At 71.1% G+C, this 21,959-nt stretch carries 26 protein-coding genes; 9 read left to right on the top strand and 17 right to left on the bottom strand.

The annotated features are described in order from the left end of the window. Nucleotides 1-41 precede the first annotated feature (41 nt). The 7 genes from argH to DY218_RS34095 all read right to left on the bottom strand — a co-directional run bounded on the left by argH (nucleotide 42) and on the right by DY218_RS34095 (nucleotide 6,855). On the bottom strand, nucleotides 42-1,469 hold the full coding sequence (argH, locus tag DY218_RS01010; RefSeq protein WP_128553955.1) for an argininosuccinate lyase: 1,428 nt from the start codon (nucleotides 1,467-1,469) through the stop codon (nucleotides 42-44). Nucleotides 1,470-1,628: 159 nt separating this feature from the next. Beyond that, the gene (locus DY218_RS01005; protein ID WP_128553917.1) at nucleotides 1,629-2,162 is read right to left on the bottom strand and encodes an arginine repressor; all 534 of its coding nucleotides are present in this window, start codon (nucleotides 2,160-2,162) and stop codon (nucleotides 1,629-1,631) included. Nucleotides 2,163-2,181: 19 nt separating this feature from the next. Then, nucleotides 2,182-3,420 carry an acetylornithine transaminase gene (locus tag DY218_RS01000; RefSeq protein ID WP_128553918.1) on the bottom strand — a complete coding sequence of 413 codons (1,239 nt, stop codon included), beginning with the start codon at nucleotides 3,418-3,420 and terminating at the stop codon, nucleotides 2,182-2,184. Then, entirely contained in the window at nucleotides 3,417-4,331 is a 915-nt protein-coding gene (argB, locus tag DY218_RS00995) for an acetylglutamate kinase (RefSeq protein WP_128553919.1), read from the bottom strand. The genes DY218_RS01000 and argB overlap by 4 nt, the downstream gene beginning before the upstream one ends. Further along, nucleotides 4,328-5,485, bottom strand: a complete 1,158-nt coding sequence (argJ, locus tag DY218_RS00990) for a bifunctional glutamate N-acetyltransferase/amino-acid acetyltransferase ArgJ (RefSeq protein ID WP_128553920.1) — start codon at nucleotides 5,483-5,485, stop codon at nucleotides 4,328-4,330. Before argJ ends, argB begins: the two co-directional genes overlap by 4 nt. 73 nt (nucleotides 5,486-5,558) lie before the next feature. Beyond that, nucleotides 5,559-6,587: an N-acetyl-gamma-glutamyl-phosphate reductase gene (gene argC / locus DY218_RS00985; protein WP_128553921.1), complete on the bottom strand. Its 1,029-nt coding sequence runs from the start codon at nucleotides 6,585-6,587 to the stop codon at nucleotides 5,559-5,561. Nucleotides 6,588-6,681: 94 nt separating this feature from the next. Further along, nucleotides 6,682-6,855: a hypothetical protein gene (locus DY218_RS34095; protein WP_158573946.1), complete on the bottom strand. Its 174-nt coding sequence runs from the start codon at nucleotides 6,853-6,855 to the stop codon at nucleotides 6,682-6,684. 45 nt (nucleotides 6,856-6,900) lie between these two features. Here DY218_RS34095 and DY218_RS00980 point away from each other — a divergent pair, with 45 nt between their 5' ends. From DY218_RS00980 to DY218_RS00965, 4 genes are all read left to right on the top strand, one after another. Next, nucleotides 6,901-7,668: a VOC family protein gene (locus tag DY218_RS00980; RefSeq protein WP_128553922.1), complete on the top strand. Its 768-nt coding sequence runs from the start codon at nucleotides 6,901-6,903 to the stop codon at nucleotides 7,666-7,668. 329 nt (nucleotides 7,669-7,997) lie between these two features. Next, complete coding sequence (locus tag DY218_RS00975; protein WP_128553923.1) at nucleotides 7,998-8,573, top strand: hypothetical protein; 576 nt, start codon at nucleotides 7,998-8,000, stop codon at nucleotides 8,571-8,573. Nucleotides 8,574-8,650: 77 nt separating this feature from the next. Next, nucleotides 8,651-9,256 carry a dihydrofolate reductase family protein gene (locus DY218_RS00970; RefSeq protein WP_128553924.1) on the top strand — a complete coding sequence of 202 codons (606 nt, stop codon included), beginning with the start codon at nucleotides 8,651-8,653 and terminating at the stop codon, nucleotides 9,254-9,256. Nucleotides 9,257-9,288: 32 nt separating this feature from the next. Continuing rightward, nucleotides 9,289-9,852, top strand: coding sequence for a dihydrofolate reductase family protein (locus tag DY218_RS00965; RefSeq protein WP_128553925.1), 564 nt, complete (start codon nucleotides 9,289-9,291; stop codon nucleotides 9,850-9,852). 84 nt (nucleotides 9,853-9,936) lie between these two features. Here DY218_RS00965 and DY218_RS00960 read toward each other — a convergent pair whose 3' ends face one another. Further along, entirely contained in the window at nucleotides 9,937-10,995 is a 1,059-nt protein-coding gene (locus tag DY218_RS00960) for a vWA domain-containing protein (protein ID WP_128553926.1), read from the bottom strand. A 101-nt stretch (nucleotides 10,996-11,096) separates the two neighbouring features. Beyond that, the gene (locus DY218_RS00955; protein WP_128553927.1) at nucleotides 11,097-11,765 is read right to left on the bottom strand and encodes a TetR/AcrR family transcriptional regulator C-terminal domain-containing protein; all 669 of its coding nucleotides are present in this window, start codon (nucleotides 11,763-11,765) and stop codon (nucleotides 11,097-11,099) included. A gap of 172 nt (nucleotides 11,766-11,937) precedes the next feature. Here DY218_RS00955 and DY218_RS00950 point away from each other — a divergent pair, with 172 nt between their 5' ends. Then, the gene (locus tag DY218_RS00950) at nucleotides 11,938-12,414 is read left to right on the top strand and encodes a hypothetical protein (RefSeq protein ID WP_128553928.1); all 477 of its coding nucleotides are present in this window, start codon (nucleotides 11,938-11,940) and stop codon (nucleotides 12,412-12,414) included. Nucleotides 12,415-12,417: 3 nt separating this feature from the next. Here DY218_RS00950 and DY218_RS00945 read toward each other — a convergent pair whose 3' ends face one another. Together DY218_RS00945 and DY218_RS00940 are read right to left on the bottom strand one after the other, a co-directional pair. After that, complete coding sequence (locus tag DY218_RS00945) at nucleotides 12,418-12,828, bottom strand: RidA family protein (protein WP_128553929.1); 411 nt, start codon at nucleotides 12,826-12,828, stop codon at nucleotides 12,418-12,420. Nucleotides 12,829-12,991: 163 nt separating this feature from the next. Next, entirely contained in the window at nucleotides 12,992-13,414 is a 423-nt protein-coding gene (locus DY218_RS00940; RefSeq protein WP_128553930.1) for a DUF4345 domain-containing protein, read from the bottom strand. Between the two features lie 124 nt (nucleotides 13,415-13,538). Here DY218_RS00940 and DY218_RS00935 point away from each other — a divergent pair, with 124 nt between their 5' ends. Further along, nucleotides 13,539-14,189 carry a TetR/AcrR family transcriptional regulator gene (locus DY218_RS00935; RefSeq protein WP_128553931.1) on the top strand — a complete coding sequence of 217 codons (651 nt, stop codon included), beginning with the start codon at nucleotides 13,539-13,541 and terminating at the stop codon, nucleotides 14,187-14,189. A 32-nt stretch (nucleotides 14,190-14,221) separates the two neighbouring features. On the opposite strand, the gene DY218_RS00930 is transcribed toward DY218_RS00935, so the two are convergent. The 3 genes from DY218_RS00930 to DY218_RS00920 all read right to left on the bottom strand — a co-directional run bounded on the left by DY218_RS00930 (nucleotide 14,222) and on the right by DY218_RS00920 (nucleotide 16,920). After that, nucleotides 14,222-14,764 (bottom strand): MOSC domain-containing protein, encoded by a 543-nt coding sequence (locus tag DY218_RS00930; RefSeq protein WP_128553932.1) that lies wholly within the window; start codon nucleotides 14,762-14,764, stop codon nucleotides 14,222-14,224. Nucleotides 14,765-14,817: 53 nt separating this feature from the next. Beyond that, complete coding sequence (locus DY218_RS00925) at nucleotides 14,818-15,630, bottom strand: VOC family protein (protein ID WP_128553933.1); 813 nt, start codon at nucleotides 15,628-15,630, stop codon at nucleotides 14,818-14,820. A gap of 93 nt (nucleotides 15,631-15,723) precedes the next feature. Next, a complete protein-coding gene (locus tag DY218_RS00920) occupies nucleotides 15,724-16,920 on the bottom strand; it encodes an MFS transporter (protein WP_128553934.1) in 1,197 nt (398 codons plus the stop codon). A gap of 57 nt (nucleotides 16,921-16,977) precedes the next feature. Between DY218_RS00920 and DY218_RS00915 the strand changes: the two genes are divergently transcribed. Further along, on the top strand, nucleotides 16,978-17,580 hold the full coding sequence (locus tag DY218_RS00915; protein WP_128553935.1) for a CGNR zinc finger domain-containing protein: 603 nt from the start codon (nucleotides 16,978-16,980) through the stop codon (nucleotides 17,578-17,580). 489 nt (nucleotides 17,581-18,069) lie between these two features. Here the strand turns inward: DY218_RS00915 and DY218_RS00910 are convergent, their stop codons facing one another. The 3 genes from DY218_RS00910 to DY218_RS00900 form a co-directional block, all read right to left on the bottom strand. Next, a complete protein-coding gene (locus DY218_RS00910; RefSeq protein WP_128553936.1) occupies nucleotides 18,070-18,642 on the bottom strand; it encodes a histidine phosphatase family protein in 573 nt (190 codons plus the stop codon). Nucleotides 18,643-18,738: 96 nt separating this feature from the next. Then, complete coding sequence (locus DY218_RS00905; protein ID WP_128553937.1) at nucleotides 18,739-19,155, bottom strand: GNAT family N-acetyltransferase; 417 nt, start codon at nucleotides 19,153-19,155, stop codon at nucleotides 18,739-18,741. A gap of 70 nt (nucleotides 19,156-19,225) precedes the next feature. Continuing rightward, complete coding sequence (locus DY218_RS00900) at nucleotides 19,226-20,797, bottom strand: aminotransferase-like domain-containing protein (RefSeq protein WP_407703530.1); 1,572 nt, start codon at nucleotides 20,795-20,797, stop codon at nucleotides 19,226-19,228. On the opposite strand from DY218_RS00900, the gene DY218_RS00895 reads away from it, so the two are divergent. Further along, nucleotides 20,703-21,614, top strand: coding sequence for a DMT family transporter (locus DY218_RS00895; RefSeq protein ID WP_407703531.1), 912 nt, complete (start codon nucleotides 20,703-20,705; stop codon nucleotides 21,612-21,614). The genes DY218_RS00900 and DY218_RS00895 overlap by 95 nt on opposite strands. 132 nt (nucleotides 21,615-21,746) lie before the next feature. Next, nucleotides 21,747-21,932: a DUF1918 domain-containing protein gene (locus tag DY218_RS00890; RefSeq protein WP_128553940.1), complete on the top strand. Its 186-nt coding sequence runs from the start codon at nucleotides 21,747-21,749 to the stop codon at nucleotides 21,930-21,932. Nucleotides 21,933-21,959: the final 27 nt, after the last annotated feature.

Raw genomic sequence — 21,959 nt, 5'->3', positions numbered from 1 at the left:
GGCCGTTGCGGCTCAGCGGGTGAACCGTGCCGTCGAGGGGGCTACTTCTTGGCCTCCGCCCAGGCCTTCTGCAGATCCAAGTCCTGCTTGACCTCGGCCAGTTGGGCCGCGACCGCCGAGGGCGCAGTGCCGCCGCGGCCGCTGCGGGAGGCGAGCGCACCCGGGACATCGAGCACGCTGCGGACCTCCGGCGTGAGATGCGGCGAGATCTTGGCGAACTGGGCGTCGGTGAGCTCGTCCAGCTCGATCCCGTTCGCCTCGCACTCCTTGACGCACTCCCCCGCGACCTCGTGCGCGACGCGGAACGGCACGCCTTGCTTGACCAGCCACTCCGCGATGTCCGTGGCGAGCGAGAAGCCCGCGGGCGCCAGCTCCTCCATCCGCTCGCGGTGGACCGTCAGCGTCGCCATCATCCCGGTGAACGCGGGCAGCAGGACCTCGAGTTGGTCGCAGGAGTCGAAGACCGGCTCCTTGTCCTCCTGCAGATCGCGGTTGTACGCGAGCGGCAGCGCCTTCAGCGTGGCCAGCAGGCCGGTCAGATTGCCGATCAGCCGGCCGGACTTGCCCCGCGCCAGCTCGGCGATGTCGGGGTTCTTCTTCTGCGGCATGATCGAGGAGCCGGTCGAGAAGGCGTCGTGCAGGGTCACGAAGGAGAACTCCTTCGTGTTCCAGATGATCACCTCTTCGGCGATCCGGGAGAGGTTCACGCCGATCATGGCGGTGATGAAGGCGAATTCGGCGACGAAGTCGCGCGCGGCCGTGCCGTCGATCGAGTTGCCCGCCGAGCCGTGCTCGAAGCCGAGGTCCGCCGCCACGGCCTGCGGGTCGAGGCCGAGCGAGGAGCCGGCGAGCGCCCCGGAGCCGTACGGCGAGACGGCGGTCCGCTCGTCCCACTGCCGCAGCCGCTCGGCGTCCCGGGACAGCGACTGGACGTGCGCGAGCACATGGTGCGCGAAGAGTACGGGCTGGGCGTGCTGCAGATGCGTACGCCCCGGCATCGCCACATCCGGGTGGGCCTCGGCGAGACCCACGAGGGCGCCCTGCAGTTCGGCGAGCAGTCCGCCGATGATCCGGGCGTGGTCGCGCAGATACATCTTGAACAGCGTGGCGACCTGGTCGTTGCGCGAGCGGCCGGCGCGCAGCTTGCCGCCGAGGTCGGGGCCCAGCCGCTCGAGCAGGCCCCGCTCGAGGGCGGTGTGCACGTCCTCGTCGGCGATGGTGCCGGTGAACGAGCCGTCCTCGACATCCCGCTCGAGCCGGTCGAGCCCGGCGAGCATGGCATCCAGCTCCTCGGCGGTCAGCAGACCTGCTGCGTTGAGCACGCGCGCGTGGGCACGGGAACCCGCGATGTCGTACGGGGCGAGACGCCAGTCGAAGTGGACGGACGCGGACAGTTTCGCCAGGGCTTCGGCGGGGCCGTCCGCGAAACGGCCGCCCCAGAGCCGGACATCACCGGTGTTGCTGCTCAACTCGTGCTCCTCGCGATCTTGACGCTCCATGCATGCATGATTATGCATTACTCCGCATGAATCGTCAATCTGCCGCTGTCGTCCATCCTCCCCACGACGCGCGCAGGGCCCGTCCCGCACCCCCTCACGAGGTGTCCGGAACGGGCCCTTCCATGCAGGTCAGCGCGTGTCCTGCGCCAGATGCAGCATGTGGTCGGCGAGCGCCTGGCCGCCGTCCGGCTCCCGGCTGATGAGCATGAGGGTGTCGTCGCCCGCGATGGTGCCGAGGATGTCGTGCAGCTCGGCCTGATCGATGGCCGAGGCCAGGAACTGCGCAGCCCCCGGCGGCGTACGCAGCACCACGAGATTCGCCGAGGCCTCCGCGGAGATCAGCAGCTCAGCGGAGAGGCGCCGCATCCGCTCCTCCTTCGCCGACTCGCCGAGCGGGGCCCGCGGGGTGCGGAATCCGCCCTCGCTCGGCACCGCGTAGATCAGGTCGCCGTCGTTGTTGCGGATCTTGACCGCGTTGAGTTCGTCCAGGTCGCGCGAGAGCGTGGCCTGGGTGACGGTCAGGCCGTCGTCGGCGAGCAGCTTCGCCAACTGGCTCTGGGAGCGCACCGCCTGCCGGTTGAGGATGTCCACGATCCGGCGGTGGCGGGCGGTGCGCGTCTGCGGCACCGCCGGCCCGGCTTGCTCGTTCTCCTGCAGGCTCATCGTCGTCCCATTCTCCGGATCATCCTTCCCCGTCGGCCTGTCCGGCCTGCGCGGCCCGCTCGGCCGCCGCGGCGTCCTGGGCCTGGTCGAGGACGCCGGGCAGGGCCCGCAGCAGCGCGTCCACGTCGTCGTCGCCGATCGTCAGCGCCGGCATCAGCCGGACGACGTCGGGCGCCGCCACATTCACCAGGAACCCCGCGTCCTGAGCCGCCGCCCGCACCTGCGGGGCCAGCGGTTCGGTGAGCACCATACCCAGCAGCAGTCCGGCGCCGCGGACTTGGGCGACGAGCGGGTGGCCGATGCCCTCGATTCCGCCGCGCAGCCGCTCGCCGGCCCGCTTGACGTGGTCGAGCAGCCCTTCCTCGGCGATGGTGTCGAGTACGGCGAGGCCCGCCGCGCAGGCGACCGGATTGCCGCCGAACGTCGTGCCGTGATTGCCGGGCTTCAGCAGATCGGCAGCCGCGCCGAAGGCCACCGTGGCACCGATCGGCAGCCCGCCGCCGAGGCCCTTGGCCAGCGTGACGACATCGGGGAGCACCCCGTCGTGGGCCTGGTGCTCGAACCACTGGCCCGTCCTGCCGATGCCGGTCTGCACCTCGTCGAGGACCAGGAGGGTGCCGGTCGCCTCGGTGATCTCCCGGGCCGCCCGCAGATAGCCGGGCGGCGGCGGCAGCACACCGATCTCGCCCTGGATCGGCTCGAGCACCACGAGCGCGGTGTCCTCGGTCACCGCGGCGCGCAGCGCCTCCACGTCCCCGTACGGCACATGCGTCACATCGCCCGGCAGCGGGACGAAGGGCGTCCGCTTGTCGTCCTGGCCGGTGAGCGACAGGGCGCCCATCGTCCGGCCGTGGAAGCCGCCCTGCGCCGCCACCAGGTGCGAACGCCCGGTCAGGCGGCCGATCTTGAAGGCCGCCTCCATCGCCTCGGTGCCGGAGTTGCAGAAGAAGACCCTGCCCGGGCGCCCGAAGTGCTGCAGCAGCCGCTCGGCGAGCGCGACGGTCGGCTCGGCGGCGAAGTAGTTGGAGATCTGGCCCAGGGTCGCGATCTGGTCACTGACCGCGCGGACGACCGCGGGGTGGGCGTGCCCGAGTGCGTTCACCGCGATGCCGCCGACGAAGTCGGTGTATTCGGTGCCGTCGGCGTCCCAGACCTTGGTGCCCTCGCCGCGCTCCAGAGTGAGCTGCGGAGTCCCGTAGGTGTTCATCAGGGAGTCCTGCCACCGCTTCGCGTAGGTGGCGTTCCCGGTGGTCGTCATGCGTCCACACCTTTGCTCGTGGGGTCGGCGTCGGGCACGACCATGGTGCCGATGCCTTCGTCGGTGAAGATCTCGAGGAGGATCGAGTGCTGCACCCGTCCGTCGATCACGCGGGCCGTGTGCACTCCGTTGCGTACGGCGTGCAGGCAGCCCTCCATCTTCGGGACCATGCCGCTCGCCAGCTCCGGGAGCAGTTTCTCGAGTTCCTTCGCGGTGAGGCGGCTGATCACCTCGTCGCTGTTCGGCCAGTCCTCGTAAAGGCCCTCGACATCGGTGAGGACCATCAGGGTCTCGGCATCAAGTGCCGCAGCGAGTGCCGCAGCCGCCGTATCAGCATTGACGTTGTAGACATGTCCGTCGTCCTCGGAGCGGGCGATGGAGGAGACGACCGGGATACGGCCGTCGGCGAGCAGGGCCTCGATGGCGCCGGTGTCGATGGCAGTGATCTCACCGACCCGGCCGATGTCGACCAACTCTCCCTCGATACGCGGCTGGTGCTTGGTCGCGGTGATGGTGTGGGCGTCCTCGCCGGTGAGGCCGACGGCGAGCGGGCCGTGCTCGTTGAGCAGGCCGACCAGCTCGCGCTGCACCTGGCCGGCGAGCACCATACGGACCACGTCCATGGCCTCGGGCGTGGTGACCCTGAGGCCCGCCTTGAACTCGCTGACCAGGCCGTGCCGGTCGAGCTGGGCGCTGATCTGCGGCCCACCGCCGTGCACCACGACCGGCTTCAGGCCGGCATGCCTGAGGAAGACGACGTCCTGGGCGAAGGCGGCCTTGAGGTCCTCGTCGATCATGGCGTTGCCGCCGAACTTGATGACGACCGTCCTGCCGTGGTGCCGGGTCAGCCAGGGCAGTGCCTCGATGAGGGTCTGCGCCTTGGGCAGTGCGGTGTGCTTACGGGTGCTCATGAGCTGTACGCGCTGTTCTCGTGGACGTAGTCGGCGGTGAGGTCGTTGGCCCAGACGACCACCGGTTCGGTGTCTCCTGCGGCCAGGTCGGCGGTGATCCTGACCTCACGGAAGCGCATGTCGACGCCGGTGCGGTCCTCGCCGACCGAGCCGTTCTTGCAGACCCACACGTCGTTGATGGCCACGTTGAGCCGATCCGGGTCGAAGGCGGCGGAGGTGGTGCCGATCGCCGAGAGGACGCGGCCCCAGTTGGGGTCCTCGCCGTGGATCGCGCACTTGAGGAGGTTGTTGCGGGCGATGGAGCGGCCCACCTCGACGGCGTCGTCCTCGCTCGCGGCGTTGATCACCTCGATGCGGATGTCCTTGCTCGCCCCTTCGGCGTCCCCGATCAGCTGACGTGCGAGGTCGGCGCAGACCGTCCGTACCGCCTCGGCGAACTCCTCGTACTCCGGAGCGACTCGGGACGCTCCGGAGGCGAGGAGCAGCACCGTGTCGTTGGTCGACATGCAGCCGTCGGAGTCGACCCGGTCGAAGGTGGTCCGGGTGGCGTCGCGCAGGGCGCGGTCCAGTGCGGACGCGTCCACGTCGGCGTCGGTGGTCAGGACGACGAGCATGGTGGCGAGGCCGGGGGCGAGCATGCCGGCGCCCTTGGCCATGCCTCCGACGGTCCAGCCGTCGCCGCCGGCCACCGCCGTCTTGTGCACGGTGTCGGTGGTCTTGATCGCGATGGCGGCCTTCTCGCCACCGTGCTCGGACAGGGCCTCGGCCGCCTTCTCGACGCCCGGCAGGAGCTTGTCCATCGGCAGGAGTTCGCCGATGAGCCCCGTCGACGCGACGGCCACCTCGCCGGCGCTGTGGCCCGGAAGCACCTCGGCGGTTTTCTCGGCCGTGGCATGGGTGTCCTGGAAGCCCTGCGGGCCCGTACAGGCGTTGGCGCCACCGGAGTTGAGGATCACCGCGGAGATACGACCGCCCTTGACGACCTGCTCCGACCACAGGACCGGCGCCGCCTTGACGCGGTTGGACGTGAAGACTCCGGCGGCCTCCAGGCGGGGGCCGTTGTTGACCACGAGGGCCAGGTCCGCGTCCCCGCTCTGCTTGATTCCTGCTGCGATGCCGGAGGCGGTGAAGCCTCCTGCTGCCGTCACGCTCACTGTGTCTCCTCGTTCACTTCCGCGTTCGCTCCGGCGTACCGCGCCGGGGTGGTGCTCGGGTGGCCGGGGGCGTTCACGGTGCCACTCCGGTCGCGGGCAGGGCGGTCTCCTCGGGCAGGCCGAGGGCGATGTTCATGCTCTGGACGGCCCCGCCGGCGGTGCCCTTGGTCAGGTTGTCGATGGCGCTGATGGCGATGACGCGGCCTGCGGTCTCGTCCAGTACGACCTGGATCTGGACGGCGTTGGATCCGTACACCGATGCGGTCGCGGGCCACTGGCCCTCGGGCAGCAGGTGGACGAACGGCTCGTCGGCGCAGGCCTTCTCGTAGGCCGCCCGCACGGACTCGGCCGTGGCACCCTGCGCCGCCTTCGCGCTGCAGGTGGCGAGGATGCCGCGGGGCATCGGGGCCAGGGTCGGGGTGAAGGACACGGTGACCGGCTCGCCCGCGGCGGCGCTCAGGTTCTGGCTCATCTCCGGGGTGTGCCGGTGCACGCCGCCCACGCCGTACGGGGACACCGAGCCCATCACCTCGGAGCCGAGCAGATGCGGCTTGAGCGCCTTGCCGGCGCCCGAGGTGCCGGTGGCCGCGACGATCACGGCCTCGGGCTCGGCGAGGCCCGCCGCGTAGGCCGGGGCGAGCGCGAGCGAGACGGCCGTCGGGTAGCAGCCGGGCACCGCGATGCGCTTGGACCCCTCAAGGGCGGCGCGGGCGCCCGGCAGTTCGGGAAGCCCGTAGGGCCAGGTGCCGGCGTGCGGCGTACCGTAGAACTTCTCCCAGTCGGCCGCGTCCTGCAGCCGGAAGTCGGCTCCCATGTCGACGACGAGGACGTCGGGACCGAGCTCTTCGGCGACGGCGGCGGACTGCCCGTGCGGCAGCGCGAGGAAGACGACGTCGTGTCCGGCGAGCGCCTCGGCCGCGGTCGGCTCGAGGACTCGGTCGGCGAGCGGCACGAGATGGGGCTGCAGTGCGCCCAGGCGCTGCCCTGCGTTGGAGTGGCCGGTCAGGGTGCCGATCTCGACATCCGGGTGCCCGAGGAGCAGACGCAGGAGTTCCCCACCCGCGTATCCACTCGCTCCCGCCACTGCTGCACGTACTGCCATCGGCTCCTCCTCGTCGATGGCATGACTATACGCAGCATCGCAGTTTTATACAACGCGACGCCGGGACAGCCGTTCGCCCTCGTGTGGCTGTGAGCTACTGCAACAAGTCGATCATGCTCGGTCGTGGACCAGGCCAGGCGTTGAGCTGCGGGTCGCTGTCCAAGTGGTGCGTCGTCGTCTCGGCGATGAGTTCCGCGAGCCCGCGGAGTCTGAACCGTAGGCCGGCGTATCCCGCCAGGCGGTCGTCGAGGTCGACCCGATCACCCACCTGGCGACCGTGGTACGCGGCCTGGGGACACGGCAAGGAGAGACGATGAGCGAGCTGACCACCAAGCAGCCGGCCGGCACACCGACCTGGATCGACCTTGGCATCCCGGATCTCGACCGCGCAATGGCCTTCTACGGCGCGTTGTTCGGTTGGGAGTTCGATGTGGGACCGGCGGAGTTCGGCCACTACACCCAGTGCTTGCTACGGGGCAGACCCGTCGCCGCCATCAGGCCGAACCCCGATCCCGACGCCACGGAATTCTGGTGGAACGTCTACTTCGCGACGGATGACTGTGACGCCGCGGCCGCCCGAGCGCGGGACGCGGGCGGCTCGATCATCACCGGTCCGATGGACGTGCTGGACCAGGGCCGGACGGCGATCATCAGGGACCCCACCGGTGCACAGTGTGGACTGTGGCAGGCCGGTACCCACATCGGCTGCCAGATCGTCAACGAGCCGAACGCCCTGCTCCGCAACGACCTGGTCACCGCGGAACCCGGGCCCGCACGCGACTTCTACGTCGCGGTCTTCGGCTACACGTTGGATGCCAACCCGGACATGCCCGAGCTCGACTTCACGTTCCTGCGCAGACCGGATGGCCACGAGATCGGCGGCATCGCCGGTGACCCAAAGGCCACCAAGTCCCGTTGGGGGACCTTGTTCCAGGTGGACGACGCCGATGCGGCGGCGCGGCGAGCGGTCGACGCGGGTGGGACCTCGGCCGAGCCCTACGACATGATCTACGGGCGGGTCGCGAACATCACGGACCCGTTCGGCACGGAGTTCGATGTCGGTGCGGCGACGACGAGCTGAACCGGCGGTCAGCTGCCCGCCGAAGTGGCGGGAGATCCGGCACCATCTGGGACTCATCCACGGCACGATCAGCTGCCTGGTGATCCGTAGCCAGCTTCTCGGTGGCCTTCCCGACGCGCAGGAGGACCTCGTCGAGATCGTGGCCACACCTGCGGGCCCGACGCCGCTCTGCCAACTGAGCGCCGTACTCGGTGAGTCGGGCCAACTCACGCACTCAGTCACACCTCGACCAGTCCGACGGCTTCGCGGCTTCACACTGAGCCGATCAGCCGGCAGTCTCGTCCGCCGGCGTCTCCCGGCCTGTCGGTGGCTGCTTCTACTCTTTGCCCATGGGGAACTATTTCCAGACTGTCGTCGACCTCGACGCCACGCATGCGGACGCCCACACCCTGGCAGCCGGGGGACTCGACTGGCTGGTCAAGGAGGGGATGGTTCGGGCCGAGCTCAGCGACTGTGTTCTCGGGGCGCCGTCGGGGCATCCACCCGGTCCCTCCTGGGCCAAGGCGGTCGAGCAGAAGGACTGGGAGCCCGGCGGCGGGCTCAGGATCGAGACCGACCGCACCGTGTTCAACTGCGGTCAGGGAGAAGCCAGGTTCGCGGTGTGCCCGCACTGTGCCGGGCGGGCGGTCTTCTTCACCGACCGGCTGGAGGAGATCGAGGGGGTATGGGAACCCTTCGGTGCAGCCATCAACGACTGGAGCGACACAGGCAGCGCGGCAGTCGTCTGCCCGCTGTGCCGACGCTCCGGTGACCTGACCGCGTGGACCTGGTCGGATCACTTCTTCGCCTTCGGGTATCTCGGTTTCGAGTTCTGGGACTGGCCCGACTTCGACCCGGAGTTCCTCGAAGGTCTCGCCCGCGCGCTCGGGGGTCATCGCACGGTTCTCATGGCGGGCAAACTCTGAGGGACTCCGAGCGTTCTCCGATGAGTTTGCGGGCTCCGGGCGGTCCAAGCTCCTGACACCTCTGAGAGGAAACCGCCATGTCTGAGCTTCTCGTCGACTTCATCACGTCCCTCGACGGCTACGCATCGGGAGAGGGATGGCCCGGGTTCTGGGGCCTCGAGGGCCCGGAGTACCTCGCATGGCTCGCCGATCAGCCCGAGGCCACGTACCTGATGGGGGCGAACACCTACCGCCTGATGTCGGGGTTCGCCGCCGGCGAGGTCCCGACCGGTCAGGACGAGTTCAGGCCCGACGAGGAGGCGTCCGTCGACGAGCTCACGCAGGCCTCCAAGGTGGTGTTCTCCTCCTCGCTCGAGGATCCGCTGACATGGGCCAACGCCACCCTTGTCCACGACGACGCAGTCGAGGCGGTCCGCGCCATGAAGTCGAACGGTTCGGGGCTGCTCAGCACGATCGGCAGCCTCAGCCTGTGCCGGACCCTGCTGCGAGCCGGGCTCGTCGACCGGTTCCGCGTCGTGATGTTCCCCGTGATCACCGGGGCCACGGGTGCAGAACGCATCTACGACGGCTATCCGGACGTCGCCCTCGAGATGACCGAGCACCGTACCTTCGACGGCGGTATCCAACTCGTCGAGTACAGGCCCCGGGTGCTCGAGCACCCGCCACTCGGCGATCCCGCCTGACGGTGCCCGCCCGCCGACCGAGGAGGACCCCGATGCGCAGCGTGACCTACTCCATGACCATGTCGGCCGACGGCTGCATCGTCGCACCGGACGGCTCCTTCGACTGGGCGGCACCCGACGAGGAGGTCTTCCGCCTGGCCACCGACGAGGTGCGCGGTGCGGGCGTCCATCTCCTCGGCCGGCGGCTGTACGAGACGATGCTGTACTGGGAGACCGCCGAGCAGAATCCGTCGCTCGACTTCTCGACGCGCGAGTTCGCCGCTCTCTGGCAGGCGCTCCCGAAGGTGGTGTTCTCCACAACGCTGTCGGCGGTGCAGGGCAATGCCCGCCTCGCGACCGGCAGCCTCGCCGAGGAGATCGAACGGCTCCGCGCCGAACCGGGCACGGGCGACATCGCGATCGGCGGCGCGGCTCTCGCGTCCCAGGCGGCCGCGGCGGGACTGATCGACGAGTACCGGGCCCGGGTATATCCGATACTGCTCGGCGGCGGTGTCCCGTTCTTCCCTCGCAGCGAGCGCCGGGTGGATCTCGAACTCGTCGAGAACCGCACGATCGGCGCAGGGGTCGCCTACGTCCGCTACCGGGTGGCACGCTGACCGGCTCACTCCGGACGCGCTGATGACCGCGGGCACGGCGTCGGGCCTGAGCACCGACGCCGCGCCCCGCGGCCGGGACGACGCTCAGAGCATGATGAGCAGGCGCGTGTTCGGCTTCAGCTTTCTGTTCACCGAGCGGCTCTGGACGTAGACCTCGAGGTCCGGATTGTTCCCCGCCTTCACCGAGACCGTGCCCTGAATTCCCGTACCGAAAAGAAGGCTGCGTGCCGCGTCGCCCGTATAGGCGCGGTCGGTGCTCTTCTCGACGACTATCACTTCCTTGTTCGCCTGGACCTGGGCTCGGGCGCCCAATTGGTAGTAGCACGCGCCGCGTTCGTAGGTGACGCCCGGGTGCGAGTCGACGAAGGGGCGGATCTCGGCCTCCTTGTCGACCTTCAGGAGGCGGTACCGGTCGGCCGGGATCGGCTCGAGGCTGGCCCGCACCTCGTCCACCGATATGTCCTGGCCGACCGCGAACAGGTTCTTGGTGCCGCGCACGCCCTGCTCGCGGCCGCGCAGGAAGCTGGTGGCGGCGGCACGCACGGTGCCGATCGCCTCCTCGACGCCCTCCTTGGACTCTGCGTCCCAGATCGCGATGTTCCCCGCGGGGAAGCCGTAGTTCTGGGCCGTGCGCTTGGCCAGCGAATTCGGCACGAGGATCGCCGAGGTCCAGTGGCCCGGGAGCGCGCCCATCTTGGCCGTGATCCGGTCGAGCCAGGGGCCGAGGATCGTCATGTCGCCGTCGTGCCGGCGGTCGCCTCCCGAGGCGTTCTCCTCGCCGTCCGTGACCACGATCTGGAGGAAGCTGTGCTCGCCGTACTCCTCCCAGATGTGGCCGAGGTCGTCAAGGGACTTCAGGGATGCCTGGATGAGTGCCGTCGCGCCGTTCTCCACGCGGTACAACCCGCGCATGGACGGGAGGTGTTTGACGTCCATGTCCCAGACCAGGTTTTCCACTCTGTGGTCGAAGGAATAGAGGCTGATCCTGGTCTCGTGACCGAGGCTGTCCGATTCGGCTTTGAGGCCCGCCACGAATTCGTCGACGACGCGGACGAGTTGGTCCTGATGCGGGTGCATGGAACCCGAACAGTCCACGACAAGGGCTACGTGATTCACCTTGTGCTGAATCTTCTTCACGGACACGCCTGTGCTCCCCCTCCGGAGTGCTGAAGTGATGAATTCACTCTATGCGGAGGCACTGACAACGGAGTTGGGCGCGGGGTCGGGCGCAAGGCCCGGCCGCCTCAGCCCTCGGCCGCCGCCCGCTCCGGGCGTCCCGCCTCCGCCTCGAACCCGGACAGCAGGGCGCCCAGGGCGAAGTCGAAGCGTTCCGCGGCAGGTGCCGCACCCGACTCCTCCGCCGCACGCACCAGGAGCGGATAGGCCTCCGGATCCATTGCAGCGAGGTCGGCGCTCTCGCCGTCGGCCTCCCCCACGGCGCCGCCCTGCGCCGCCGCATGGCCGATCACGAAACTGGTCACCGCGTACACCACATCGAGGGCCCGGCGCAGCGGGAAGCCCGCCCCGTGCAGCGCACCGACCACGGTCTCCATCAACTGCAGATTGCGCGGCGTGACCGCCGGCCGGGACATCAGCAGCGGCACCACCTGCGGATGCGCGGCCAGCGCGGCGTCCAGCGCCGCCGCGTAAGTACGCAGCCCCTCCTGCCAGTTGGCGGGCCCGAACTCCTCGGGCACGGCCTCGGCCACCACCTGCTCGACCATGCCGTCCAGGAGTGCGTCCTTGTTCGGCACGTGGTGATAGAGCGCCATCGCCTCCACGCCCAGCTCCTCGCCGAGCCGGCGCATCGACAGCGCCTTCAGCCCGTCCCGGTCGGAGAGACCCAGGGCCGCTTCGAGTACGACCTGCCGTGTCAGCCCTGCACTGTGACCGCGCGCCCTTCTGGCCGCCATGCCACCGCCTCCTTCGCTGCCGGATCCCGGCACGTCCCGATGTCCGGAGATCCCGGTCGGCGTCCGGAGATCCCGGTTGACGATTCTTACGGCGTAAATATAGCCTGGCAGTGAAATTTACGACGTAAGAATCACACCGAACCGATCGCACCGAACCGAAGGGGTGACGACCATGACCTCCCGCACAGCGATGCATCTGGGCCTTGCGCTCACCGCCGCAGTCGCGGTGGTTCCACTCGCCGATCTGGCCACCGCCGACAGCATCGCAAGCCACGTCCGCGACGCCTATCCGCACTGGTCCGCCTCCGAAGTGGCCAAGGACCGCACGGCGATCACCGCCTATCTGGGCATCGTCGGACTGCTCGGCATCCCCTGCTGGCTCTGGGCGATCCGCTGGGCCCGCCGCGGCTCACGCCATGCGCTCGCGCTCGCCGGCACGCTGTTCGCCGCGGGCAGCTGCCTGGCGCTGTTCGGCCTGACGTACGCGTCCGCGCCGTACGACCGGGTGCTGCCGCTCTCCTACGGACTGCTCGGCCTGCTCCCCTGCCTTGCGGGGCTCGCGGCGGTCGTCCTCCTGCGCAGGGAACGCAGCGCCTCCCGCGCCACCGCCCCCGCACCCACCGGAGCGGCACCCTCCCGAGTCCGGTGAGCCTCAGCGGTCGAGCACGGCGACGGCCTCCACCTCGACCAGATGCTCGGGCACATCGAGCGCGGCCACGCCGAGCAGTGTGGCGGGCGCCATCGGCCTGCTGCCGAGACGTTCGGCCGCGCGGTCGATTCCGGCCAGCAGCCGGGGCATCAGGTCGGGCGTCCAGTCGACGACGTGGACGTTCAGCTTCGCCACATCGGCGAAGCTCGCGCCGGCCGCGGCGAGCGCGGTGCCGACATTGACATAGGCCTGCTCGACCTGCACGGCGAGGTCGCCCGCACCGACGGTCCGGCCATCGGTGTCCCAGGCGACCTGACCGGCGACGAAGACCAGCCTCGAGCCGGTCGCGACCGAGACCTGCCGGTACACCGGGACTTCGGGCAGCCCCTCGGGATCGATCAGGGTGATGGCCATGGCGTCCGCCTTCCTCGGGGCAGAGCGCGCGGGCGGACGTCCGAGCTCCCACGCCCGGAATCGGCGCGGGATCACCACCCGCACGCTCTCTGCTGGTTACTCAAGAACCGTAGGAGAGCGTGGCGCGACGTGGAAGAACGCACTTTTCGGTGACTCAGGAACCTCAGAGTGACCCTGCAGGCCGGCGATCCGCCCCGGCCCGGCTCGCGGCCTCGTCCGCCCCCGAGAGCCAGAACAGGATCGGCGACACCACCAGTTCGACGCCACCGAGGGCGAGTTGGAACCAGTGCGGCCGCCCCTCCACCGCCAGCGAGAGGATCCGGCCGAGCGCGCCGAGGAAGAACACCGCCGTCAGCCACCGCACCGCCAGGGCCGGGATCGGCGACTGACGCGCCACCCAGAGCCAGGCGAGCCCGTACCCCGCGAAGGTCGCACCCAGGAAGCGACCCAGACTGTCGACCGTGGGCCCCGCCGACGTGGCGCCCGGGATCGCCAGATTTCCTGCCAGTACATGGAAGAGGCCGATCGCCACACCGGCCCAGCCCATCACCGACGCGAGCAGTCGCAATGCCTTGACCTGAGACATGACCGCCACACTCCTAGCTGGTTGCCGCTAGCCGGTTGCCTCCAGCTGATCACCTTGCAGCTGGTTGACACGTGTCTACCAGCATAGGCGTCACTGATAGACACGTGTCAAGTAGCATGGCTTCGTGCCTCCTCGCCGGCGACTGACGCCCGATGCCCGACGCGACCAGATCCTCGCGGTCGCCGCCCGACTCTTCGCCGAGCGGCCGTACGACGAGGTGCTGATGGAGGAGGTGGCGACCCGGGCGGGGATCTCGCGAGCGCTGCTCTACCGCCACTTCCCGGGCAAACGCGAGCTGTTCGCCACGCTCTACCGGCAGGCGGCCGAGCAGCTCCTCGAGCGGACCCGGCTCGACCCCGCGGACACCCTCGTCGAGCAGCTGACCCAGGGCCTCGACGCACACATCGAGTACTTCGCGGAGAACCGCAACACGGTCCTCGCCGCGAACCGCGTGCTGGCCGGCGACCGTGTCATCCAGACGATCATGACGGACGAACTGGGCGCGCTCCGCGAGCGCCTGCTCGCCGTACTGCCGGTCACGGACGACGCCGTCCGCCGTGCCGTGTCGGGAGTGCTGAACGGCTGGCTCGTCTTCGTCCAGGTGCTCTGCGTCGACTGGCTGACCGAGGAGAGCTGCAGCCGGACCGAGCTGCGCGACGTCTGCATCGGCGCGGTGCTCGGCGCGATCCGGCCGCTCCTGGACGAGGATCCGGCGCCGGACTGGCCGCCGGCGGGCTCGGCCCCGGACGGTCGACCGGGCTCACGGAAAGCGTGACGCACTCGCCCGGAGGGGACGTCGACGCCAGGTCAGACCCGGTCGAGCGGCCGGTGCGGGCCGGCCGGAAGCTCCGCCACCACGGCGTCGCCCGGGTGCACCACTCCCCCGTCCACGACGACGCTCATGATGCCGGCCTTGCGTACGACACCACCGCTGCCGTCCCGCCCCACGACCTGCTTGAGCAGTCCGTCCTGGAAGGCGTCGATCTGCCGACAGGGGTTGCGCAGCCCCGTCACCGCCACGACCGCCTCCGGGCCGATGCGCAGCAGGGTGCCGGCCGGCAGGCCGAGCAGGTCGATCCCGCGGGTGGTGATGTTCTCGCCGAGGGCGCCGGGCGCCACGTCGAATCCGGCGGCCGCGACCTCGGCGAAGAGTTCCTCGTGAAGGAGGTGGACCTGCCGGAGGTTCGGCTGGGTGGGGTCCTTGGCGACCCGCGAGCGGTGCTTGACGGTGACTCCGGCGTGTACGTCACCGTCCACGCCGAGGCCGGCGAGGAGAGTGATCCGCTCCCGGTTCGGCTTGGTGAACGAGTACGCGCCGTTGCTGCTGACCGCGGTGACTGTCCCGTCCATGCCCGAAGCCCCCTCCGTCGCACCGTACCGGTCACCGGCGACCCTACCTCCGGTCAGCCGGCGGGTGGCCGGGCGATGATGCCGAACGCGGTGCCGAGCGGATCGACGATCTCGGCCGTGCGCCCGTACGGCGAATCGATGACCGCACCGGCCTCGCCGCCCGCGGCACGCGCGAGCGCCGCCGAGCGGTCCGCGTCCGCCACCTCGAACACGGTGTGCCAGGCGGCCTGTTCGGCACCCGGGTTCCCGAAGATGCCGCCGATCTCGTGTCCGTCCGGGCGGCGCAGAAACGTGAAGTCGAAGTCCGGCAGATCGTCGTTGCGGTCCAGGGTGTACGTGAAGACCTCCGGGTAGAACGCCCGGGCGGGGCCGGCGTCGGGGGTGACGAGGTCCTGGCGGACCAGCGAGTCCGGTTCGTTCACCAGCTCGCAGCCCGGGGACCGGCGTCCCTGCCACAGTCCGAACTCGGCGCCCTGCGGGTCGACTACGAGGGCGAGGCGGCCCAGGTCGTCGACCTCGTGCGGGCCCTCGGTGAGGCTTCCGCCGGCCGCGACGGCGCGCGCGGACGCGGCGTCGCAGTCGTCCGCCGCAAAGTACATACGCCAACGGCGGGGATTTGGCGGGCTGTTGAGCTGTCCCTGGCCGGGGCTCCCACCGGTGGCGCCGGCCGTCGGCCTGAATCCGGCGACGGCACCGCCGCGGAGCAGACACGTGACATGTCCGGGCCCCCGTTCGGGACTCGCGCGGAACTCCCAGCCGAACAGCGAACCGTAGAAGTCCTGTGCCCGCTCGGTCTCGTCGCCGGACAGGTCGAGATCGATCCAGGTGGGGGTGCCGTCGGGCTGGTTCACGTCGATGACGCTCATGGTGGGTCGCCCTTTCAGGGGTGCCGCGGGTGGTTGCCGTATGCGCACCATAGGAAGTAAGTAGGACCGCTTCCGGCCGCTTTCGCGCGGGCCTCACGAGTTTCGCCCGCGCGGCAGCAGCGCTGCGGCGCTCAGTGCGGCGAGTGCGTGGACGCCGGCCGCGACGAGGAGTGCGGCGGGCAGGGAGAGGGCCGCCAGGGCGCCGGCCGCGGCGGCGCCGCAGGAGTATCCGGCGAGTTTCAGACTTGCTCCCGTGGTGAAGATCTGCGCGCGCAGTCCGGCCGGTGCGCATCGGTGCCGGATCGCGAACAGGGCCGCGAGCTGCGGCCCTTCGGCCGCTCCGGCGAGCAGCGCGGCCACGATCACGGCGACCGGGTCGAGTACGGCGGCCAGGCTCATGGCCGCCGCGAGCACCAGCGGGGCGCCCACCAGGATGCGGGGCGGGCGCAGCAGTCGGGGCCGGCGGGCGAGCAGCGCATTGGCGGCCAGCGCGGGCACGGCCGTGGCGGCGATGAGCAGCACGCCGTGCGGCGCCGCGCCGAAGACCCGCACGCCGAGCAGTGGAAGGCAGGCGACGAACAGCCCTTCCGCGGCGCAGCTCAGCGTGGAGGACAGGGCGGCCCCTGCCAGCGCCCTGCTCCGCCGCAGGGCCGCGAACCCTGCCGCGAGGTCGCGTACGAACCCGCGCGTCCGTTGCCGCGGGACGACGCCGGGCTGCGCGTCGGCTCGCGGTCGCCCGCCTCCCGTCCCCCAAGTCGCCGATGAGGCGGCGCAGATGAGGAGGGCGGCCGAGGTGAGGCCGGCCACCGCGCCGAACCGGGCGGCGACGAGTCCGGCGAGAGCGGGGCCGGCCAGGCTCGCCACGTGGAATGTCATCGCGTCCACGGTCGCGGCCCGATCCAGGCGTCCTGACGGTACGACCAGGGGCAGTTGCGAGGTCCAGCCGCCGGAGAGGGCGGGGCCGAGCAGCCCGGCAGCGACGGCCATGAGCAGCGCGCCCGCGTACGTGGCACCGAGCACGGGGGCCACCACGGCGAGGGCCGCGCCGTGGCCGAGCACCGCCAGGCCGAGGAGGCGTCCTGGCGCGGGCGAGCGGTCGAGGAGCGTGCCGAGCACCGGCCCGCCGACCGCGGCCGCGGCTGTGGCTCCCGCGAGCAGCGTGCCCGCGGCCGGCGCGGATCCGGTGACCGCGAGTCCGGCGAGGAGCAGGGCCGGGCCCGACATCTCGTCTCCGACGCGAGCGAGCGTGGCGCCGGCGACGTAGCGCGGCCACGGGTAACGCAGGATCATCCAGGAGACGTTACGAGTGCAACGGTAAGTTCCGCCACAAGCGTTACAGTGGGCGCCATGCCCCCGTCCGGATCAGCATCTTCCGCATCAGGCCCGGCGGCGACTCATGAGTGGTCCACCAGGCATTCCGTCCTCACCCTGGCCCGCCGCACGGTCGCCCTGCTGAACGCGCTCAGTCCCGAGCCGCCGGAGCCCGAGGCCGTGGCGGCCGTACTCCTGGAGTACGGCGAACCGGGACCGGTCCGGCTCACCGAGGCGGACGTGGCCGATCTGCGGGCCGCCGCCGAGGAGCTGCGTGCGGTGTTCGAGGCCACCGATGTGGATCTCGCCGCATCCCGCCTCAACCGGCTGCTGGCCCGTGGCACGGGTTCGCTGCGGCTGAGTTCCCATCACGGCGAGAGTCCCTGGCACCCGCATCTGGACAGCGACGACGAAGCGCCATGGGGCGAGTGGCTGCTCGCCTCGTCGTGTCTCGCGCTGACGGTGCTGCTCTGGGACCGGCAGGAGCCGCCGGGTGGTGTGTGCGCCTCACCGAGCTGCCGGCACGTCTTCATCACCCGGGGCAGCGGACCGGACCGCCGCTACTGCTCCCGCCGCTGCGCCACCCGCGAGCGCGTCGCGGCCCACCGCCGCCGCGCCGCCGGGGGCGGCGGGGGGTAGGGGCGCATGTCCCTGCGGGACAGGCAGCATGATGCGCGGGCCCGGCACCTACACCGCGCCCGCTCCGGGGACAGCCCGGATTCAGCCCTGCTCAGGCCCGGCCTCAGGCACCGGGACGACTCAGCCCGACCCTCGGGCTCGGGCCGGGGCTGTACGCGGATCCAGCCGACCGGAGCACCCTGTCACCCGCCCACCTCAGGGACCGCCCGGAGCCCGATCCGGCCAGGCAGCACGGCTGGTGCAACGTGCCAGAACCACTCGACCGGACACCACCCCGGCCGACACCGCCCATCATCCAGGCGACCGGAACACCCCTGGCACCCGCCCGTCCCCAAGCCCGATCCGGCCAGGCAGCAAGGCCGGCGGGACGCGCCCAGCCGACTCGGTCGGACGCCGGCGAGGTTGGGGCCGGCCCCCGAGCGGGGTGCTGATGAGCCGGACCGGGCCGGAGGGCGAAGTTCCGGGGCAGGCCGTGCCGGCGCTCGCAGGTCAGCCCGCGTCGAGTCGTAGGCTCCAGCGGCCCGCCTGGCCCGTGAGGCTCACGGTGGAGAGAGGGCGGACGTCGATGTTCCAGTACGTCGCGGGCGGTGCCTTCAGGGCGTAGACCAGGGCCGCGCGGACCACGCCCGGTTCGGCGACCGCGACGATACGGCTGCCGTCGTCCATGGGGCGGGTGTCCAGCCACCGGCCGACGCGCGAGATGAACGCGAGCAGCGACTCGCCGCCGTGCGGCGCGGATCGCGGGTTGCTCAGCCAGGCGTCGACCGAGGCCGGGTCGCGAGCGGTCACGTCGGCCAGGGTGTAGCCGCGCCAGTGCCCCATGTCGCAGTCGCGCAGCGCGGGCTGGGCCAGCGGCGCAAAGCCGAGGGCGTCGCCGGTGGCCCTGCTGCGCGCGGACGGCGAGCAGTAGCGCAGCTCGGCGGCCCCGAGCGGGACGAGGGCATGCGCGGCGAGCTGCACTTCGTGCCAGCCGGCCTGATCGAGCGGCCGGTCGTCGTCGAAGCGCTCCGCAAGCAGCGAGGAGCTGCGGGCGGCGGCTATGAGCGTGACCCGAACGTGCATGCGGTGATCGTGGAGGCACACGCTCCGGTGGTCAAGAGGCCGCCGCCGGCACGGGGTGCCGAGGTCCGGGCATATCGGATCAGTCCTGCGCGGTGGTCACTCGAAGAAGAGCGCCATCCAGTTGTCCGGCCTGGCCAGCGGCTCGAAGCCGACCTTCGCGTACACCCCGTGCGCGTCCTCGGTGGCGAGCAGGATCCGGCGTATCCCGTGCGGCCGCAGCTCCTCGCGGACCGCCGTGGCCAGGGCCGTGCCGAGCCCGGTGCCGCGGGTGGCGGGGGCCACGTACACATCGCAGAGCCAGGCGAAGGTCGCGCGGTCGGTGACCACGCGCGCGTAGCCGAGCTGCTCGCCGGTGGCCCTGTCGTACGCGCCGAAGTTCAGGGAACTCGCGATGGCGCTGTCCTGCTTCGCACGGCTCCGGCCGAGTGCCCAGTAGGCGTCGGTGGAGAGCCAGTGGTGGATGCGCGCCGCATCGAGGCGGGCCGGGTCGGTGGAGATCTCGTACTCGCTCATGCGGCGAAGGCTTGCAGGCCACGATCCGCGCGCGCCACTGGGTTCCGCACCGTGGGCCACCCCACGAGCGTCACCGCAGCGTCTGTTCGCAGGCCGCCGCGAGCCGCCGTACGCCTTCGCCGATCTCCGCCACCGAGCCGAGGAAGGCGAAGCTCAGGCGCACATGCCCGGCCGTCGGTTCCGCGCAGAAATACGGGCGCCCCGGTGTGATCGCGACACCGGCGCGGAGTGCTGCGGAGACCAGAGCGGCCTCGTCCGCGCCGTCCGGCAGCCGTGCCCAGAGATGAAAGCCGCCGGACGGCACATGGGTGGGGGCGAGCGCCGGCAGATCCCTGAGCAGCGCGGTGACCATGGTGTCCCGCCGCTGCCGCAGCTCTCCCGCCACCGTGCGCAGATGCCGGTCCCAGGCGGGGGATCCGACGAGCTCCACCGCCGCCTCCTGCAGCGGCCGCGGCACGAAGAACTGCTCGACGATGTGGATCGCGCGAAGACGTTCCAGCACGGGCCCGCGGGCCACCAGGGCGCACACCCGGAAACTGGGCGAGGTGGCCTTGGTGAGGGAGCAGACGTGCACCACCACTCCGTCGGGGTCCTCCGAGATGAGCGGTGGCGGCAGCTCGCCCGCGTCGTCATGGGCGAGCCGCCGTACGAAGTCGTCCTCGATCACGAAGGCGCCGGCCGCCCGCGCGATCCGGACGACCGCACGGCGCCGGTCGGCCGCGAGCACGGCGCCGGTCGGGTTCTGGAACAGCGGCTGGCAGACGAAAACCCGCGCCCCGGTGGCCCGGAAGGCGGATTCGAGCAGTTCGGGGCGTACGCCGTCGGTGTCCACCGGCACGGGCACCGGCCGCAGCCCGGCGGCCCGCGCGATCGCCAGCATCCCGGGGTACGTCGGCGATTCGACGAGCACATGGGCACCGGGCGGAGCGAGGGCGCGCAGCGCGGTGGTGAGGGCCGACTGGCCGCCCGCCGTGATCAGCACCTCGGCCGCGGTGACGGCCCCTCCGCAGCCGCGCGCGAACCATTCGCGCAGCTCCGGGACACCGTCGGTGGGCGGGCGCCCCCAGGCGCCGGGCCGGCGGCCGGCGCGGGCCAGCGCGGTGGCCATGGCGCGCTCGGGCTGCAGCACGGGATGCAGATAGCCGCCGTTGAACTCGATGACCCCGGCGGGCTGCGCGGCCAGATTGACCATGACTCCGGTGGCGTCGACGGACCGCGGCATCAGGTCGTTGCTGGAGTCGGCGCTCAGCGCCAGCTCCTGCCAGGAGGTGTCCCCGGCCGGATCCGCGGCGGCTCGCGGCTCGGCGCGGAAGGCGCCGGCGCCGGGCCGGGTGACGACGAGCCCCTCGGCGACCAGCTGCGCGAGGGCACGCGACACGGTGACCGGACTGACCCGATACGTCTCCACGAGGGCCCTGCTGGACGGCAGCTTCCCACCCGGTGAGTAGCGGTTCACCTCCGTCCGCAGGATCTGCGCCAGTTGGGCCACACTGCTACTCTCGTGCATGACAGCAGAGGATAGCGCTATCCAGACCAGGTCGATAGCGGTGACGGACGATCCCCCCGTGGCGGCCGCCCTGAGCCCCGACCCCCGCCGACCGACCCCACGGGCGGCCACCGTCCAGGCCGCACTCGGTGTCACCGCCTTCTCGCTGACCTTCCCCGCCACGGCCTGGGGCCTCGAAGGCTTCGGTCCCTGGTCCCTGGTGACCGTGCGCAGTGTGCTCGCCGCTGTGATCGCGGGTGCCTGTCTGCTCGCCCTGCGCGTCCCGCTGCCCTCGCGGGCCCACTGGGGCGGCCTCGCGGTGGTCGCGGCCGGCGTCGTACTCGGCTTCCCCATGCTGACCACCCTGGCCCTGGAGACCTCGACGACCTCCCATGCCGCGGTCGTGGTGGGGCTGCTGCCGCTGACCACCGCGGTGTTCTCCTCGCTGCGGACCGGCGCCCGGCCCTCGCGGGTCTTCTGGGGCGCCGCGCTGGCCGGCGCGGCCGTGGTGATCGCCTTCACGGTCGGGCAGAGCGGCGGTGCACTCACCACGGCGGATCTGTATCTGTTCGCGGCACTGCTGATCTGCGCGGCCGGGTACACGGAGGGCGGGCGCCTGGCGCGTGTGATGCCGGGGTGGCAGGTCATCGGCTGGGCGCTGGTCGGCTGTCTGCCGCTGGTGGTGCCCGGGGCGGTGGTGGCACTCGCCTTCGAGCCGGTGCAGCTGACCGCGCACAGTGTGACCGGGCTGCTCTGGGTCGCCGCCGGCTCCCAGTTCCTCGGCCTGGTCGTCTGGTACCGGGGGATGGCGACGATCGGGGTGCCACGGGCCAGCCAGCTGCAGCTGGCGCAGCCGCTGCTCACGCTGGTCTGGTCGGTGCTGCTGCTCGGTGAGGACCTGGGCGCCGCGGCTCCGCTGACCGCACTCGCCGTCCTGGTGTGCATCGCGGTGACGCAGCGGTCGCGCGGTTGAGGGTCGCCGAAGGGGTATGACGGAGGCGTACGGGGAGCCGTTCGGGGCCTGTTCCGCCGGGTCCCGGTGGGCGTCCCGGCCGTAGAATTGCGGCACGTACCGCTCCCCGTTCGAACGAGGAGGTCACGTCCCATGGAAGCAGCAGTGGGCGACCGGCTCCTGGTGCACGGCCGCACCGTCGGACAGCACGACCGGATCGCCGAGGTCGTCGAAGTGCTCGGCGACGACGGCACTCCCCCGTACCGGGTCCGCTTCGAGGACGGCCATGAATCGGTGATGTCCCCGGGGCCGGACACCGTCGTCAGGCATCCCGAGTAGCTCCGGCAGGAGCCCCGCCGGATCAGT

It is taken from the genome of Streptomyces triticagri (genome assembly GCF_003429565.1).
In the GTDB taxonomy this organism is placed as follows: domain Bacteria; phylum Actinomycetota; class Actinomycetes; order Streptomycetales; family Streptomycetaceae; genus Streptomyces; species Streptomyces triticagri.
This window is presented reverse-complemented; position numbering and strand designations above follow the sequence as displayed.

What these genes read in the sequence shown, in the direction of transcription:
- DY218_RS00925 (WP_128553933.1), bottom strand. Translation starts at nt 15,630, where the DNA reads ATGAGCGTCATCGACGTGAACCAGCCCGACGGCACCCCCACCTGGATC.
- DY218_RS00980 (WP_128553922.1), top strand. Translation starts at nt 6,901, where the DNA reads ATGAGCGAGCTGACCACCAAGCAGCCGGCCGGCACACCGACCTGGATC.
- DY218_RS01005 (WP_128553917.1), bottom strand. Translation starts at nt 2,162, where the DNA reads ATGAGCCTGCAGGAGAACGAGCAAGCCGGGCCGGCGGTGCCGCAGACG.
- DY218_RS00930 (WP_128553932.1), bottom strand. Translation starts at nt 14,764, where the DNA reads ATGGACGGGACAGTCACCGCGGTCAGCAGCAACGGCGCGTACTCGTTC.
- DY218_RS00915 (WP_128553935.1), top strand. Translation starts at nt 16,978, where the DNA reads ATGCCCCCGTCCGGATCAGCATCTTCCGCATCAGGCCCGGCGGCGACT.
- DY218_RS00905 (WP_128553937.1), bottom strand. Translation starts at nt 19,155, where the DNA reads ATGAGCGAGTACGAGATCTCCACCGACCCGGCCCGCCTCGATGCGGCG.
- DY218_RS00890 (WP_128553940.1), top strand. Translation starts at nt 21,747, where the DNA reads ATGGAAGCAGCAGTGGGCGACCGGCTCCTGGTGCACGGCCGCACCGTC.
- argC (WP_128553921.1), bottom strand. Translation starts at nt 6,587, where the DNA reads ATGGCAGTACGTGCAGCAGTGGCGGGAGCGAGTGGATACGCGGGTGGG.
- DY218_RS01000 (WP_128553918.1), bottom strand. Translation starts at nt 3,420, where the DNA reads ATGACGACCACCGGGAACGCCACCTACGCGAAGCGGTGGCAGGACTCC.
- DY218_RS00945 (WP_128553929.1), bottom strand. Translation starts at nt 12,828, where the DNA reads ATGGCCATCACCCTGATCGATCCCGAGGGGCTGCCCGAAGTCCCGGTG.
- DY218_RS00955 (WP_128553927.1), bottom strand. Translation starts at nt 11,765, where the DNA reads ATGGCGGCCAGAAGGGCGCGCGGTCACAGTGCAGGGCTGACACGGCAG.
- DY218_RS00950 (WP_128553928.1), top strand. Translation starts at nt 11,938, where the DNA reads ATGACCTCCCGCACAGCGATGCATCTGGGCCTTGCGCTCACCGCCGCA.
- argB (WP_128553919.1), bottom strand. Translation starts at nt 4,331, where the DNA reads ATGAGCACCCGTAAGCACACCGCACTGCCCAAGGCGCAGACCCTCATC.
- DY218_RS00910 (WP_128553936.1), bottom strand. Translation starts at nt 18,642, where the DNA reads ATGCACGTTCGGGTCACGCTCATAGCCGCCGCCCGCAGCTCCTCGCTG.
- DY218_RS00940 (WP_128553930.1), bottom strand. Translation starts at nt 13,414, where the DNA reads ATGTCTCAGGTCAAGGCATTGCGACTGCTCGCGTCGGTGATGGGCTGG.
- DY218_RS00965 (WP_128553925.1), top strand. Translation starts at nt 9,289, where the DNA reads ATGCGCAGCGTGACCTACTCCATGACCATGTCGGCCGACGGCTGCATC.
- DY218_RS00975 (WP_128553923.1), top strand. Translation starts at nt 7,998, where the DNA reads ATGGGGAACTATTTCCAGACTGTCGTCGACCTCGACGCCACGCATGCG.
- DY218_RS00970 (WP_128553924.1), top strand. Translation starts at nt 8,651, where the DNA reads ATGTCTGAGCTTCTCGTCGACTTCATCACGTCCCTCGACGGCTACGCA.
- DY218_RS00920 (WP_128553934.1), bottom strand. Translation starts at nt 16,920, where the DNA reads ATGATCCTGCGTTACCCGTGGCCGCGCTACGTCGCCGGCGCCACGCTC.